The sequence below is a fragment of the Microbulbifer sp. HZ11 genome (genome assembly GCF_000708675.1).
Lineage (GTDB): Bacteria > Pseudomonadota > Gammaproteobacteria > Pseudomonadales > Cellvibrionaceae > Microbulbifer.
Genome location: NZ_JELR01000001.1, coordinates 629,026 through 644,942, shown reverse-complemented (window position 1 = coordinate 644,942; position 15,917 = coordinate 629,026). Strand labels below are relative to the sequence as shown.

Genomic DNA, 15,917 nt, shown 5'->3' with positions numbered 1-15,917 from the left:
CCCGCTAGAAGTCCACGCCTTTGCGGGCCTTGATCCCCGCTTTGAACGCGTGTTTGACATCTTTCACTTCGGAAACCGTATCCATCAAGGCCTGAAGTGCACTGCCGCCACCACGACCGGTGACAACCACACTCTGCTCCGGTGGTCGCTGTCCGATTGCATCCAGTACTTTCTGTTCGTCCAGGTATTTGTAGGCGAGCATATAAGTCAGCTCATCCAGTACTACCAGATCGTAGCTGGCGTCGGTGAGCATGTTTACCGCTTCTACCCAGGTTTTTTCCGCTTCCGCCATATCGCCGGTGCGGTCCTGTGTGTTCCAGGTAAAACCGGTGCCCATCTGGTACAGAGTGACCTGTGGGCACTGATTCTTGATATACAGCTCTTCACCGGAAAGTTGCGCGCCCTTGATAAACTGCACAACGCCCACCTTCTGCCCATAACCAAGGGCGCGCATGACCATGCCGAAAGCCGAGCTGGATTTCCCCTTGCCATTGCCGGTCAGCAGAACCGCGACACCGCGCTCGGTGTCCGCCGCGGCGATATGGGAATCCACCTTGGCTTTCTGTTTCTGCATGGCCGCTTTGTGCCGTGCATTTTTCTTCTGCTGGTCGTCCGACATGGTCACCTCTTTGGGTCTAAAACGGCAAACGCGGGTTTAGAAGCTGAATTCAACACCGGCATAAGCCGCGACACCGGCAGTGTTGAAGCTGGCCACCTCAACGTAGTCTTTGTCGGTGAGGTTTTCACCGCGAACATACACGGTGGTAGCAGTGTTCAGCGCGTAACGCACACTGGCGTCCAGTACCTGATAATCATCCATGCTGGATCCGTCGATATCCACCCCATCGGCACTGGAGCGCAGATTCACGGCAACGCTGAGTGCGCTGGTGGGCTGATAGGTAAAGCCGAGGTTGGCCAGCTGTTTCGGGCGGCGCGGGCGCGGGGTGTCGGCGACGGTTTCCGAGTCGGTGTAGGTATAGTTGGCGGAGAGCATCAGGGTCTCGGTGACCTGAGCATCTGCAATCAGCTCCACTCCCCGCGACTGGCTCTCGCCACCGCTTTGCAGGTAGCCGGTGTAACCAACCAGGTCGAAGCCGATCTCATTTTCAATGATCTGGTCAAAAAGCACCAACTCCAGGTGCAGTGTATTTTCCCCGAAGTATTCAATACCCAGATCGACACCGCGACTTTCCTCTGGCGTGAGCGGTGCCAGGTCAGGGTTGTTTTGCGAGCGGTTGTAGTCAATCTCAAACAGGCTCGGTGCACGGAAGCCGGTACCGTAGCTGGCTTTCAGTTTGATCGCCCCATTTGCAACCTGATCGATCAGGTAAGCGGTACTGGCTCGGAAACTGTTGTGGCTGCCGAAATCCGAGTTGTCGTCGTGGCGCAGACCGAGGGTAAAAAATAGCTGTTCAGCGTAATTGCCCTGGTATTCCGAATAAGCCGCCCACTGATCGCGGCTCATATCGCGCACCGAGTCTTCGCGGCGCTCAAGTCCATAGATAAGCGCCTGGTTGCCACTCAGGTCGACATTTCCATTCAGATTCAGCTTTTGGATATCGCCCTCGGTATCGTAGGAAACGATACCCGCGGTGTAACTGGTGCGATTCAGGTCGGCTCGGGAATAGGAAAGCTCCTGCTGGCCGCTTTCACCATTGCGAGCAAGGCTGACGCGGGCATTTTGCTGGCTGAATGCGTCGGAGCACACATCCTGCGTTACCGGCCAACCACAGCGGTCGTATTCACTGGAGGCATCCACATCGCGTACTACCGCGTCCAGGCGCCATTGCTCGGAGATATTCCAGCCGGCGCGGCCGTGCAGTGTCTCGTTGTTGTAGCCGTCATCGTCCTGCAGCTCGGTGTCGTTGACGCTGGTATTGAATCCGGCGGTGTGTGCCTTGGCGGCAGAGACGAAATAGTCTAGAGACTCGGTGCTCCCGCCGGCACTGGCGTTGTAGCGTCTTGAATCGAAGCTACCGCCTTCGGCGCTCACATCAATCTGGTGACCGCTTTCTTCACGGCGGGTGGAAATATCCAGGACACCGCCGGCATCCGCGCCGTAGAGCATGCCCTGTGGGCCGCGCAGCAGCTCAACACGGCCCAGGTCATTGGTGAGAATATGCTGGATATGGGCACCGCCCTGGGTACTGGTCGGATCGGAAATATCCACGCCATCAATACGCACCAGGGTACGGAAGCCATCCTCACCACGCACACGCAAGGTGGTTGCCTTACCCATGCCACCAGAGTTGGAAACAGAAACAGACGGAACACTGCGTAGAACATCCGCCAGCGAAGCGAAACCGCGTGCCTTGATATCAGTCTCATCCAACACAGAGACGGAAGTGGCCACCCGACGCAGTGGCTCGCCCTGACGGGCGCTGACGACGATGATGGTTTCCAGGTCGGGAACCGTACCTTCAGTCACAGATTGGGTATCGGTGGTATTGGCGAACGCCGGTACGCTGGCAGCCGATGCAACGGCCCAGCTCAATAGAATCTTATTCAAGGTTCAACCCCTAAGGACAAATGCACATGGGATCGAGGGAGGAATAGCAATGCGGTGCGCGCACGCGCGGGAGGTCGTATTGCAGGATGGTAGCCCTCCGCTCCATCGTGATTCGATCAGAGGCCGGTATCGGGCTTACCGCTCACCTATTCAGGGACAGAGCAGATCACCGTTGCGGGGGCAGCGCCGGATTTCCGGACTTCCCGTTTAACCTTCTCAGCCGGTATTGAGCCTTGCTGGGCTCAGGGCAGAAGGCACCTCGTATCGCGGTGGCGAAATTAGGGGAATGGGTCCGGAAAGTCAAACTTTCCCGGTAACTGCCGCTACTTGGGCTGTAAGAAAAGCAGGAATAATCGACTCCAGCCAGTACACGGGCTTCCACAGGCTTCCGCTCACAAAACCTACATGCCCTCCCTGCTTGCTGATTGCCAGTGTGACCGAAGCACTGACGTCAGAATCGGTAGGAACCGCTTTCGGCGATACAAACGGGTCGTCGAGTGCGTGGATCAGGCAAGTAGGACGTGCAATGTTACTGAGGAGAGGCAAACTCGACGCACGTGTGTAATAGTCATCGACCCCGGTGAAGCCGTGCAGGGGCGCGGTGAAGTGGTCATCAAAGTGACGGAAATTGCTGAATGCACGAGGGTGGTCTATTGGCGGCATCTTGCGAGCCAGCTCCAGGTCCCGCGTCTTACGCGTCAGACTCTTTTTGAGGCTGTCGAGCAGGTGCTTCTGATAGACCTTTGAAAACCCGGTATTCATCTGCTTGCTCGAAAGGTGCAGATCCAGCGGCGCAGAGACAGAGACCGCGGCAGTCAGTGGGCTTTTATCGCCGTCTTCACCCAGCCATTTCAGCAGAACGTTGCCGCCTAGGGAGTAGCCGACAGCCATGAGCGGCGTATTCGGGTAGTGTGCCGTGAGTCTACCGGCTAACCAGCGCGGGTCGTCACTATCCCCACTGTGGTAGGCCCGGGGCAACCGATTTGGAATGCCGCCACAACCGCGAAAATGCATGACCGCAACCTGAAACCCGGCAGAAATCAACGCAGGCATCAGCCCTTGTATATAAGGGGATTCCACCGAGCCCTCAAGACCATGTAGGATCAACACAATGGGGCGACCGGGGTCATCTTCGAGGCGCACCGGGGCGTGTAATGCAATACGATCCCCATCGGGTGTTTCCAGCCATTGTGCCTGAGTGCGCACCCAGGGTTTTGAGCGATGGAAAACCGGAAAAACGGTTTGCAGGTGGCAGTTTGTGAGTCCGATACCTGGGGTAAAGGGCTGTTGTAAATGCGGGTGATCCCTAGATACGGGCGAGGTAGACGTGGAAGAGTTCAAATTGCGCGCAGCCGTAACAAAACATAAGTAATTGCTGCAAAGGGTATCCCCTGTCGGACGGCGATTCCAGCCCGGCAGGGGTTCTTTCCCGGGTGATGCTAGCTGGCTTCCGGTGCAGTCACTTTTTCGTAGAAACGGTATTCACCGTTGGACTGAATGGCATAAACCACATACGGCTCAAAGTTCTTGCCCCGGTACATGCCAGGGCTGCCCTGCGGCATTCCGGGTACCGCTAGTCCGATACTCCCCTTAGGGGGATTTGCCAGGAACTGGCGAATCAGCCGCGCGGGTACGTGACCTTCAAAAACATATTGATTGTTCCATACGCCAGTATGGCAACCTTGCATACTCGGTGGGATTTTCCACTGCTGTTTGACACTGGCGGTATCCAGTCCATTCTCACTGGTTACGGCAAATGCATTGCCTTCCAGATGTTCGATCCAGTCATTGCAGCAAAGGCAGAAGGGTGATTTGTAAACGGTAATCTGATTGCCCCCGAAGGCCGCGGCATCCCCCGACCGTGTATCGCCAGTATTTGATGCGCATCCACTCAGTAAAGAAAAAAGGAACACGCACCACAATGTGGGCTTTACCGCTTCAAATAGACTAAACAGCTTCGGCATAGTAAATCGCATAATGTTGTTGGTGATCGGTCCAGTACTGCTGGGGCTGAAATCCGGTTGATCGCAACAACTCTTTCAATGCTGCCAGCGTATATTTATGGCTGTTTTCCGTGTGGATGGTCTCGCCTTCATCAAAATGAAACTGCCGGCCACATACCTCTACCGCTTGCGATTCGAGGCTGACAAGATGCATTTCCACCCGACGGCGCAGGCGGTGATAAAACGCCCGATGTGCAAAAGCGTCGAGATTGAAGGAACCATCCAGTTCACGGTTGATGCGGCGTAACAGGTTTTTATTGAATGCTTCGGTAACGTGACTACTGTCATGGTAGGCCCTTTCTAGTACCACGGAATCCTTCACCAGATCCGCGGCCAGTAGCAACCCATCACCCGGGCGCAACTGCTCTGCGAACAGGGACAATAGCGCGTGGGCCTGTTCCGGAGTGAAGTTTCCGATAGTGGATCCGGGGAAAAATACGACTTTGCGCCCGGGAATTTCTGGGAGCTCCCGCCAGACACTATGACTGGTAAAATCCCCAACGACTGGTCGAATTGGCAGCTCCGGCGTACGGCGCTGTATACGTTGGCGTGCGGCCAGCAGAATTTCTGGAGAAATATCCAGAGGAAAGTATCCGGCAGGTGACAGCATTGCCCGCAGTAATGGCTCCGCTTTTTCACAGTTGCCCGCCCCAGGCTCAATCAGGGTGACTTGCGGGCCTATAGCCTCTGCCATTGCCTGGATTTCCCGAGCGAAAATGTCGGCTTCTGTGCGGGTCAGATAATAATCTTGCAGGGTGCAGATCTCTTCAAAGAGACGCGACCCCACCTCGTCGTACAGATATTTACAAGGCAGGGTTTTCTGCGGTGCAGCCAGGCCGGCCAATACGTCCTGCTCAAATGCCTGAACTATGGCAATTCCCTGTGCCGCCATATTCATAGTCCATCTCCTGCCAGGCGGATTCCGGTAAATTGCCAGGCCTGGTGCGGGTAAAAGAAGTTCCGATAAGTGATTCGGATATGGTTGCGTGGTGTCACGCAGGAACCACCGCGCAATACCATCTGGTTACACATGAATTTACCGTTGTATTCACCAACCGCATCGCCACTGGCGCGGAAGCCGGGATAGGGTTGATAGGCGCTGGAGGTCCATTGCCAGACATTACCAAGAAATTGCGCGCCGTCCGGCGCACCATGGCCGAAAAGTTCCTCCTGCTCGCTCACCGGCCGGAAGTGTCCCGATTCCAGCATATTGGCGGTGCGCTGTGCATCTTTGTGGCAGTGTAGCCAGGCGGCGATTTCCCACTCGAACTCTGTGGGTAGTCGGTACCCTGACCAGCTGGCGAATGCATCGGCTTCGTAAAAATTTAAGTGGCAAGCCGGCGCATCCAGGTCAATTGGGCGCATCCCGCCCAGGGTGAAATGTAGCCATTCACCATCCTGTTCGTGCCAGTACAGCGGCGCGCGGCGGCCGGAACGGGTAATGTCCGCCCAACCATCCGAGAGCCAAAGCCGCGGTTCTCGATATCCGCCATCCTGCAGAAATTCGAGATACTCACGGTTGGTTACCAGTCGTGTGGCGATGCGAAAGGCGGGTTGAAATCGCTGATGGGCAGGACCTTCGTTGTCAAAAGCAAATTGTTGGCCGTCGCTGCCCAGGGTGTAATTGTCCTCAGGGATGCTCAGCCAATGCCGGTCGGCGATCTCCTCTTGGTCATCGCCTGCGAAAATATCTTCACGGTAGCTTGGACGTAGCGGATTGATCGACAGCGCGTGTTTGATATCGGTCAGCAGCAGCTCCTGATGCTGCTGTTCGTGGTTCAAACCGAGCACCAGCAGATTGGCCAGCTCTGCCGTGACCTCTTCCTCTGTCAACCAACGCTCGATCTCACAATCGATGAAATGGCGGTAGTTCTGTACCTGAAGCAGGCTGGGACGGGATAACAGGCCCCGCTGTGGCCGGAAAAACGGTGTGCCCAGAGAGTTGTAATAGGAATTGAAGAGGTGGTGAAAATCGCGATCGAATGGGTCGTAGTCAGGCGCATGCGGCTGAAGGATAAAAGTCTCAAAAAACCAACTGGTATGCGCCATATGCCACTTTCCGGGGCTGGCATCGGGCATGGACTGAAGTTGCAGGTCTTCAGCAGACAGCGGTTCCGTGAGCGCCTCCGTCTGTGCGCGCACGCGTTGATACTGGGACAAGAGTGCGACACGCTCATCGAGGCTTAGGTCGCGACCCTCGCTTTCGCTCCAATAAAGCGCGGAGTGACTATCGACTTCCGGCATTGTAATGGCGGGATCCAACTCTGAGGTCAGGTTCATTCCATGTCCTGAGAACTGCATTAGATGCTCTTGATCATACATCCATTGCGGTGGATTCCCATGTCGGAAGTCACTTTGGCGCAGCAATCGGCGCCACTTATTCCCGAAACAATACTACCCTGCCCCAATACGCAAAAAGGGCCGGCAGAGCCGACCCTTTCCAGTGGCGCTAAGCGCCGGTTCGCAGACTGCGTCCGTGCTCAGAAACGCACGGTAAAGTCTGCACCATACATGCGCGGCATAAAACGCCAGGCCGGGCTTGCACCAATGGCCGCACCGGTACCGCCATAGCCACCAGCAATCTCCTCGTCGGTTACGTTCTGAACCCACAGGGCTGCAGAGTAACGGTCCGAAGCGCTGTTCCAGCCTGCACGCAGGTTCATCAGCTGGTAGTCCGGAATGACACGGGCCGGGTCGCTGATGGAACCAACACGCTCGTCGGTCCAGTTGTAATCACCGCGCAGTACCACGTCACCGCCGGCCGCCAGTTCCCAGGTGTATTCAGCCATCAGGTTGAATTTGTTCTCCGGGGTGCCGACGCGAGGCTGGCCAACACGAGAATGCTCCTCTTCCGTTTCACCAATCGCTTCAATGATCTGGTAGCGGGTGTACTCGGTGTCGAGGAAAGAGTAGTTACCGGCGATAAACAGGCTATCGGTCGCTGCCCACTGAACTTCAAATTCTGCACCGCGACCTTCGGCATCCGCATTGCGCAGGTAGTAGTTCGGAATCGGCGCACCTACGAGATCCAGCTGCTGCAGGTTCTTGTAGTCGTACGCAAATACGGAGGCGTTGAAGCGCACGGCGTTGTCAAACAGGCTGCTCTTCAGACCAATTTCCAGGTTGGTGACACCTTCCTGATCAAACGACGGGTCGATGCCTGGGGCGGCACTAAAGCTGTTGAAACCACCAGCTTTGAAACCGTCCGCCAGAGAGACGAAAGTCATCACGTCGTCATTCCAGCGGTAATCCAGAACGATACGGCCCGAGAGATCGCTCCAGGAGTCGCTCAGATCCTGACTCAGATCGGCAATACCATTGTTGTTGAATGCCATACCGAAGCGCTCGGCCGGAATACACGGCGGTGCTACGGCGTTATCGCAGGACGGCACCGCTGGTAGAGGCATCTGCATCATAACGCTGCCATCGGGAGCCATGATGTCAACCAGTCCCCCCGCAAGCGCGATTGGCAGCGTATTCTGGTAGGAGCTGACGATGGAGAAATCTTTCTCGTCGGCGGTGTAACGCGCACCGATGGTGAGATCCATCCTGTCGGTGAGGCTCCAGGTGGCGTCACCGTAAATGGCGGCGGAGCGGTAGTCTCCGGTGTTGAGTACCGACTCGTTCCATGGCGTGTCAGCCATTACCCACGGAGTGATGCCCGCCATCAGCTGCGCAGCCATCTGCTCGCGATTCAGCATACTGGCTGTGATACCGGCAGGCGCGCCCAGGCTGGTCAGTAGTGCGTCGGCCTGGCCGGACTGTACCATCAGGTCGTAGAGGAAGGTGGACACGGCCGCACCCTCAAAACCACCAGCAATCATGGCCTGACGCTGCTGATAAGCCATTTCTTCCACTTGGGTCGTGGTCAGGTCCAGGCCCAGTGCGTCCACCTGTGCCTTCACCCCTTCATACACTGCGAAAGATTCCAGAGAACCGGCGGTGAAGTAAGCATCGGTAGTGTGCTCCAGCTCTTCACGAGAGTAGGACGCACCCAGGGTCCACTTCAGGGTGTCGGTAGCGCCGTTCAGACGGAATTCCTGAGAGAACTGGGTCTGATCGTCGAAGTTGGCTGAGCCGAACATGTAGTCCGGGTTCGCGGTACCGTCTTCGTCCTGCTGCAGATGGGCTTCAAACCCACGGTAAGCAGTAATAGAAGTGAAAGTGAAGTTGTCGAAATCGTGTACCACCGACAGGGAGGTGCCCCAGGAGTCACGGTCTTCGATAGTTGGAGTATCCAGCGCGTAGTCACCGAACACATCAGTGCCGCCGGCCTCGGCCTGCAGCGATGGCACGATGGAGGTGCGCAATGCACTGCCCTGATCCATTACTCCGTATTCAGCACGCCACAGCACTTCGGTACTGGGAGTCGGCTCCCACAGCAGGGAGGCACGGTAGGTCTGGGTATCGATGTTCCCTACTTCGAAATCGTTCGCCAGGTTATCGGCGAAAGAGTCGCGGCGATTGGTGGATGCGGTAAAGCGGCCGTAGAGATTATCTGCGAGTTCGCTATTCAACAGCAGGTCAGAAGATACGCGACCGTAGTTACCGGCGGTGAGGTTCAGCTCTGCGGTATTTTCAGCTTGCGGCTTCTTGGAAATGATGTGAATGGCACCACCGGTGGCGTTTCGGCCAAACAGTGTGCCCTGCGGGCCTTTCAGTACTTCTACACGCTCAATGTCCGCCAGTGGAATCTCGGCGCCGGCGCCACGGCCGGTGTACACGCCATCGACATATACGGCTACAGCGGGGTCAGAGCCCACAGTGAAGTCGCCGGTCTCGATACCGCGCACGCTGTAGGTAGGCTGCAGAGGTGTGTCGTTGTTCATTTCCACACCCGGGGTGAATTTACCGAGGTCGGTAAGGTTTTTCACACCCATGGCCTTCATGCTGTCTCCGGTAAAAGCGGAGATGGCAATGGGCACGTCTTGCAGGTTTTCCGCGCGCTTCTGCGCGGTTACAACCACCTCTTCAATTTCTGCGGCGTAAGCAGCACTGCTCATGGCAGTGGTTACAGCAATGGCAGCGGAGAGAGTGGTCAGGGAAAAGGAACGGTTTTTTCCGGACTGATCGGCGTTGTACATCATCGCGTCCTCGCGTTTGTAGTTATATGAAAAGCGTGATGGAAATTGGTCGTTATTGATAGTTATGTTGGGCCATCTTACGTGTAGCTCGGTCCCAATAAAAGCTTGTTGTGACCTTTTTCTTGTGACTGGTCAGTTTTGCAGTATTTCAGAGTGGAATTTTGCGCCTACATGGCGCATAACGCTACAAAAAAGTGATAACCGTGACCGTATAGTGTCCTTCGGTAACCATTTAAGCGGCCTCGTATACTGATAGACTCACTGAAACAGCGGACCGCACCACTCTGTAATTGAGTGCCGGCTGTCCCAAAATAACAAAACCCAACCAACCTTCGAGAGACCTCGCGATGTTGACCCTATCCCCCTGGCCACGACGCCTGTTACGCAGTGCTGTTGCCGCTCTTGTCCTTTTGTTACTTGTTGTAGCGGCCACCGGGATCTGGCTGCGCCAGAGCCTGCCGATACTGGACGGCGTGCTGGACACCGGGGCGCTGTCCAACCCCGTGACCGTAGAGCGGGATTCACAGGGTATTCCTTTCATCCAAGCCGAGCACCGCACCGACTCCGCTTTCGCCCTCGGTTTTTTACATGCCCAGGAACGTTTCTTTCAGATGGACCTTCTGCGGCGCAATTCGGCAGGTGAACTGGCTGAACTGGTAGGTGAGGCCGCACTGCCCCATGATCGGGAAATCCGCGTTCATCAATTCCGCGAGCGTGCTGAGCGCAATGTGGCGGCAATGCCCGATGACCAGCAGCAGATCCTTATGCAGTATGCGGCGGGTGTGAACTTTGGCCTTGCGGAACTTGGGGCAGCTCCCTGGGAATACGCACTATTGCAGGCACAGCCCCGTGAGTGGGCCCCCGCCGATAGCCTGCTAACCATATTCAGCATGTACATGACACTGCAAAGTAATACCGGAAATTTTGAGCTCCGTGACAATGCTCTGGCGCAGTTGCTGCCAGAAGACCTCTATCATTTTTTTGTGCCCAAGGGGGGGATCTGGGACGCGCCACTGATTGGCGATGCCCGTGGCCCCCTGCCCTTGCCCCAGACCCATATCGCGTCGCTGGTGGAAGATGGAGAACCCATGGCTTACGAGCCGATGGAAAGTGAAGACATGATCTTCGGCAGCAATAATTGGGTCGTAGGTGGGGCGCTGACCGAGCATGGGGCGGCCATCGTGGCAGACGACATGCATCTGGCGATCACCGTGCCAAATATCTGGTATCGCGCAGGCTGGAATGTCCCTGGCACCGACTTCGAAATGCGCGGCGCCACCCTACCCGGCGGTCCGATCATCGTTGCCGGCAGTAATGGCAAAGTAGCCTGGGGTTTCACCAATACCACTGCCGACTGGGGTGATCTGATCCCCCTGGAAATTTCCCAGAACGGAGAAAAATATCGCACTCCGGAAGGCTGGCGGGCTTTTGATGTTGTTGACGAGCCCCTCGCCGTCAAAGGTGGCGTAACCGAAGTGCTCAAGGTGCGAAAAACCATCTGGGGACCGGTCGTCGGCGAGGATTACACGGGCAACCCACTCGCCTACCGATGGGTGGCTCACGACGTTCAAGGTGCCAACATGAATCTCCTTTTGATGGAGGTAGTCGAGACCACCCGAGAGGCTATGGACCTGGCGCCGGAACTCGGTATACCCCATCAAAACTTCGTACTGGGCGACAGCCTGGGTAATATCGGCTGGACCGTTGCTGGCCCGATCCCCCGTCGCGTCGGACTGGAAGGCAATCGTTCCGTCAGCTGGGCGGACGGCACCGCCTACTGGGATGGGTACCTGACACTGGCAGAGCAGCCGCACATATACAACCCGCCCTCTCATCGTATCTGGACGGCCAACTCGCGCACCATGGATGGCGAATATCTTCGTGTAATGGGTGACGGCGGCTACGCCCTCGGCGCTCGCCAACAGCAGATACGCGACAATCTATTCGCGAAAGAATCCTTCACCGAACAGGACCTCCTCGACATTCAGTTGGATGACCGCGCTGTATTCCTTGAGCGATGGCAGCAACATCTGGCGGCACTGCTGAAAGACAATGGGGGTTATGCAGATGTTCTTGAACAGGTAGAAAACTGGGGCGCCCGCGCCAGTGCGGACTCCGTGGGCTATCGCATCGTCCGCAACTTCCGCCTGCGCTTTATCGACCTGGCGACCGCACCGGTACTCACTTATATGAAGCGCTATGACGAAGGCTTTAAATTTGGTCGCGTAAACCGCCAGGTGGAATACCCGGCCTGGGAAATGCTTTCCGGCGAACCCGCACACCTGCTGAACCCGGAATACGAAAGCTGGCACGACCTGAAAATCGCTGCTCTGGATCTGGTTCTGGAAGAAATGGCTGAAGGCGGCCTGCCCTTATCCGAGCAAACCTGGGGCGTGCAAAATTCCGCTAAAATCCAGCACCCGCTGGCCCGTGCGGTCTCCGCTGTAAACTGGTTCACCGCCATGCCCGCCGACCCACTCCCCGGCGACTCCCATATGCCCCGTTTCCAGTCCGCGACCAATGGTGCTTCTGAGCGACTGGTTGTCGCACCGGGCCACGAAGAGCTGGGTATTTTCCATATGGCCACCGGCCAGAGCGCGCATCCGCTCTCTCCATTCTTTGGTAATGGTCACCGGGACTGGGTGGAAGGTAAGGCCTCTAGTTTTACTGAGAAATCCGCTGCCTACACACTGACTCTGCAGTGAGTGGACCCTAATTAATTTTGTGGCGGTGCTGCTACCGGGTACAAGCTTGCAAGACACGCCGTGAACCCATCCATGGGGGCTCTTCCGCGAGGTCCCTCTCGCGGAAGGTCTTGCAAGCTTGTACCCGGTATCAGCACCTTATCGTCGAATTCAGAGAAATTTCAGGCAGTTTCGTCGAGGATCGCAAAAGATAGAAAGGACGTGAAAAGTCCAAGGCCGAGGATAAACGGCAGCAATGGAAAGCAAATCATCAGCAAAGATGCGCCGATCCAGAGATTCTTCACCCAATTGCGTTTGATCTTGTAAGCGCGGGAATAGCGGCGCAGGTGGCTGTCGTCTTCGTCAGGCAGCGCGATTTCACTTTCTCGAGGCAGAAAACTGCGCACCAGAAGAGTGCAATAAAAGCAAAGCAACATCCACAGCATAAAACCACCATAGGCAAACATCCCTTTCAGTATAGATAGGGGTTTGCCAATGGTTAGTGGACTGGGTGCCTAAGCTGTAGCGCGCAGACAGAGAGCTTACTGGTACCAGCCGAGGCTCTCACGCAGCTTCACCACACCGCCGATGATCGTCAGCGCAGGTGCCTCCACTTGATGGGTCTCCGCCAGCGCCGGCAGGGTCTTGATTGTGCCGACAATCACCCGCTGATCCCGTGTCGTACCCTTCTCCACCAGCGCCGCTGGTGTATCCGCATCCATCCCGTTGGCAATCAACTTCTCGGAAATGGTGGGAAGACCCGTCAGACCCATATAGAACACCAGTGTCTGATTTTTGGTGATCAGCTCTTCCCAGGGCAATACCAGATCGCCCTGCTTCAGGTGGCCGGTGATAAACCGCACTGACTGCGCGTGATCCCGGTGGGTCAGAGGAATACCCGAATAAGCAGAACAGCCGATGGCGGCGGTAATACCGGGTACCACCTGAAACGGTACTTCCGCTTCCGCCAGCTTGTCGATTTCCTCACCGCCGCGGCCGAACACGAAGGGGTCACCACCTTTGAGCCGCAGAACCTTCTTGCCCTCTTTCGCCAGATCCACCAACAGCTGGTTGATGTCATCCTGGGGCACGGAATGGAACTGCTTCATTTTGCCCACGTAAATACGTTCTGCATCCCGGCGCACCAGTTCCAGTACCTCGGTAGAAACCAGTCGATCGTAGAGTACGACATCGGCCTGCTGCATCAGGCGCAGGGCACGGAAGGTCAGCAGGTCCGGATCACCGGGGCCGCCACCCACCAGGTAAACCTCACCGCTGGGCGCCGGTTTTTGTTCCCAGCGCTGCAATTCTTCCAGCACCGTCTGCTCGGCTTCCGCCTTGTGGCCACGCTCTATCTGGCCTACCACCGGACCATTGAACACCCAGTGCCAAAAATCTTTGCGCTGGGCCTCCGGCAATGCGATTTTGACCTTGTCGCGCAGGCGCCCGGCCAGTTCGGCGATGAGCCCCAGCCCGGGGGAAAGCAGTGTTTCGATTTGTGCGCGCAGCATGCGCGTGAGAACCGGTGCGGAGCCACCGCTGGAGATGCCGATGGCTACCGGTCCGCGTTCGACAATGGAGGGAAAGGTAAAGGTGCAGTGCTCTGGTGAGTCGACCACATTCACCGGCAGGCGACGTGCGCGGGCGTCGGCAGACACTTGGGCATTCACATCGCCATCGGCGGTGGCGGCAACCACCATTTCGGCGTTCTCAAGCAATTCCTTGCGATAAGTGCCAACGATGTATTCACCACCGCTGGCCATGACCAGCTGGCGCAACTCGTCGGTAATATCCGGAGCCACCACCAGCAGGCGGGCCTCCGCCTTGTTGAGTAGCCGCGCTTTGCGCGTGGCGATGGAACCGCCCCCAACAATGAGACAGGGACGGTTTTTCAAATCAAAAGCGAGAGGCAGGTAACGCAAGGTCTTATTCCATACTGCTTAGCCGATCTTGGTTGCGCCTTTCATATAGGGGCGCAGTACTTCCGGCACCTCGATACTACCATCGGCCTGTTGGTAGTTTTCCAGTACCGCGATCAGCGTACGGCCCACTGCAAGCCCGGATCCGTTCAGGGTGTGCAGCAGTTCTGGCTTGCCCGTTTCCGGGTTGCGCCAGCGGGCTTTCATACGCCGGGCCTGGAAGTCCCCCATCAGGGAGCAGGAAGAAATCTCACGGTATTTGTCCTGAGACGGAATCCACACTTCCAGGTCATAGGTTTTGGTTGCACCAAATCCCATATCGCCACCACACAGCACCACTTTGCGGTATGGCAGGTTCAGTTTCTGCAGAACATTTTCTGCGTGACTGGTGAGCTGTTCGAGCGTGTCCATGGACTGATCAGGGCGGGCGAAACAAACCAGTTCCACTTTTTCGAACTGGTGCTGCCTGATCATGCCGCGGGTATCGCGCCCGTGGGAGCCGGCTTCTGAGCGAAAGCAGTTGGTGTGGCTGACATATTTGTGCGGCAACTGATCGGCATCGACGATCTCATCGCGGTACAAATTGGTCAGCGGTACTTCTGCGGTAGGAATGAGGTAGAAACTACGCTCGTCCTCCAGTTTGAACAGATCTTCCGCAAACTTGGGCAGCTGGGAAGTTCCGTACAGGGAATCGCTATTTACTATTACCGGCACATTGGCTTCTGTATAGCCGTGCTCTTCTACGTGAAGATCTAGCATGAACTGTGCCAAAGCGCGGTGCAGTTTTGCTACCTGGCCTGTCATGACCGCGAAGCGGGAGCCGGTAATCTTGCTGGCTACTTCAAAGTCGAGGCCGCCCAGATTGCTGCCCAGGTCGACGTGATCGCGCACTTCGAAGTCGAAGCTGCGGGGTTCGCCCCACTTGGCGACCTCCACGTTATCGTCTTCGTCTTTGCCTTCCGGTACAGACGCGTCCGGTAGATTGGGTATTGCCAGCAGGATTTCATCCAACTGCTGCTGCAATTCTCCAAGGGCCTGCTTGGCTTCGTTCAACTGCCCACCCAGAGACTCCACCTCTTTCAACAGCGGCGCGATATCTTCGCCGGCGGCTTTTGCGCGGCCAATATTCTTCGACTTGGTATTGCGCTCGTTCTGCAGGGCTTCGGTGCGCACCTGCAGTTCCTTGCGCTGTTCTTCCAGTTGTTCCAGCTTTGCTGTGTCCAGCTGCACGCCGCGCTTGGCCAGGGCTGCAGCCACATCGTCGAGTTGGGTACGAATGAGTTTTGGGTCGAGCATGATTAATTGATTACCGCGTTACAGATATTTCATTCCCAGTGTGACGGCGGCTGCGGTCGCCCCCAGACACACCAGAAAGCTGACCGTCACATAGGCCAGCGCCGTTAAAGGCTGGCCATTGTGCCACAACAGCACAGTTTCCAGCGAGAAGGTCGAGAAGGTGGTGAGAGCCCCGAACAGACCGGTCATGATCAGCAGGCGCCACTCGTGACCGAGCGCACCTCGCTCGACGATCATCACGTAGGCGAAGCCGATCAGCAGTGAACCGAGCACATTGACAATCAAGGTGCCCAGGGGAAAACGGTGTTCAAACACCGGGTAGCTCCACAGGCCGATCAGGTGACGCATGATCGCGCCCACCGCGCCACCCAGGGCAATTGCAATCCACTGCATTGGATCAGGTCCTTTTGTTCTTATCGGGG

At 56.5% G+C, this 15,917-nt stretch carries 12 protein-coding genes and 1 riboswitch; of the genes, 1 reads left to right on the top strand and 11 read right to left on the bottom strand.

Translation table 11 applies throughout. The features are described from left to right. Positions 1–4 precede the first annotated feature (4 nt). The 7 genes from cobO to AU11_RS02750 all read right to left on the bottom strand — a co-directional run bounded on the left by cobO (position 5) and on the right by AU11_RS02750 (position 9,599). Complete coding sequence (cobO, locus tag AU11_RS02780; protein ID WP_043316271.1) at positions 5–619, bottom strand: cob(I)yrinic acid a,c-diamide adenosyltransferase; 615 nt, start codon at positions 617–619, stop codon at positions 5–7. 36 nt (positions 620–655) lie between these two features. Continuing rightward, positions 656–2,509, bottom strand: a complete 1,854-nt coding sequence (locus AU11_RS02775) for a TonB-dependent siderophore receptor (RefSeq protein ID WP_043316269.1) — start codon at positions 2,507–2,509, stop codon at positions 656–658. Positions 2,510–2,612: 103 nt separating this feature from the next. Beyond that, positions 2,613–2,760, bottom strand: a riboswitch (cobalamin riboswitch). 49 nt (positions 2,761–2,809) lie between these two features. Further along, the gene (locus AU11_RS02770) at positions 2,810–3,850 is read right to left on the bottom strand and encodes a hydrolase (RefSeq protein ID WP_051686892.1); all 1,041 of its coding nucleotides are present in this window, start codon (positions 3,848–3,850) and stop codon (positions 2,810–2,812) included. Positions 3,851–3,948: 98 nt separating this feature from the next. Continuing rightward, the gene (locus tag AU11_RS02765) at positions 3,949–4,473 is read right to left on the bottom strand and encodes a DUF411 domain-containing protein (RefSeq protein WP_051686891.1); all 525 of its coding nucleotides are present in this window, start codon (positions 4,471–4,473) and stop codon (positions 3,949–3,951) included. After that, a complete protein-coding gene (egtD, locus tag AU11_RS02760) occupies positions 4,457–5,410 on the bottom strand; it encodes an L-histidine N(alpha)-methyltransferase (RefSeq protein WP_051686890.1) in 954 nt (317 codons plus the stop codon). The genes AU11_RS02765 and egtD overlap by 17 nt, the downstream gene beginning before the upstream one ends. Then, positions 5,407–6,792 carry an ergothioneine biosynthesis protein EgtB gene (egtB, locus tag AU11_RS02755; protein WP_043316264.1) on the bottom strand — a complete coding sequence of 462 codons (1,386 nt, stop codon included), beginning with the start codon at positions 6,790–6,792 and terminating at the stop codon, positions 5,407–5,409. The genes egtD and egtB overlap by 4 nt, the downstream gene beginning before the upstream one ends. A gap of 200 nt (positions 6,793–6,992) precedes the next feature. After that, the gene (locus AU11_RS02750; RefSeq protein WP_231491481.1) at positions 6,993–9,599 is read right to left on the bottom strand and encodes a TonB-dependent receptor; all 2,607 of its coding nucleotides are present in this window, start codon (positions 9,597–9,599) and stop codon (positions 6,993–6,995) included. Positions 9,600–9,943: 344 nt separating this feature from the next. On the opposite strand from AU11_RS02750, the gene AU11_RS02745 reads away from it, so the two are divergent. Continuing rightward, on the top strand, positions 9,944–12,301 hold the full coding sequence (locus tag AU11_RS02745; protein ID WP_043316262.1) for a penicillin acylase family protein: 2,358 nt from the start codon (positions 9,944–9,946) through the stop codon (positions 12,299–12,301). A 161-nt stretch (positions 12,302–12,462) separates the two neighbouring features. Here the strand turns inward: AU11_RS02745 and AU11_RS02740 are convergent, their stop codons facing one another. The 4 genes from AU11_RS02740 to crcB form a co-directional block, all read right to left on the bottom strand. Further along, entirely contained in the window at positions 12,463–12,726 is a 264-nt protein-coding gene (locus AU11_RS02740) for a hypothetical protein (protein ID WP_043317977.1), read from the bottom strand. A gap of 96 nt (positions 12,727–12,822) precedes the next feature. Further along, positions 12,823–14,202, bottom strand: coding sequence for a siroheme synthase CysG (gene cysG, locus AU11_RS02735; RefSeq protein WP_043316260.1), 1,380 nt, complete (start codon positions 14,200–14,202; stop codon positions 12,823–12,825). Positions 14,203–14,220: 18 nt separating this feature from the next. After that, a complete protein-coding gene (gene serS / locus AU11_RS02730; RefSeq protein WP_043316258.1) occupies positions 14,221–15,495 on the bottom strand; it encodes a serine--tRNA ligase in 1,275 nt (424 codons plus the stop codon). 18 nt (positions 15,496–15,513) lie between these two features. Beyond that, positions 15,514–15,888, bottom strand: coding sequence for a fluoride efflux transporter CrcB (crcB, locus tag AU11_RS02725; protein ID WP_043316257.1), 375 nt, complete (start codon positions 15,886–15,888; stop codon positions 15,514–15,516). Between the last annotated feature and the right edge of the window lie 29 nt (positions 15,889–15,917).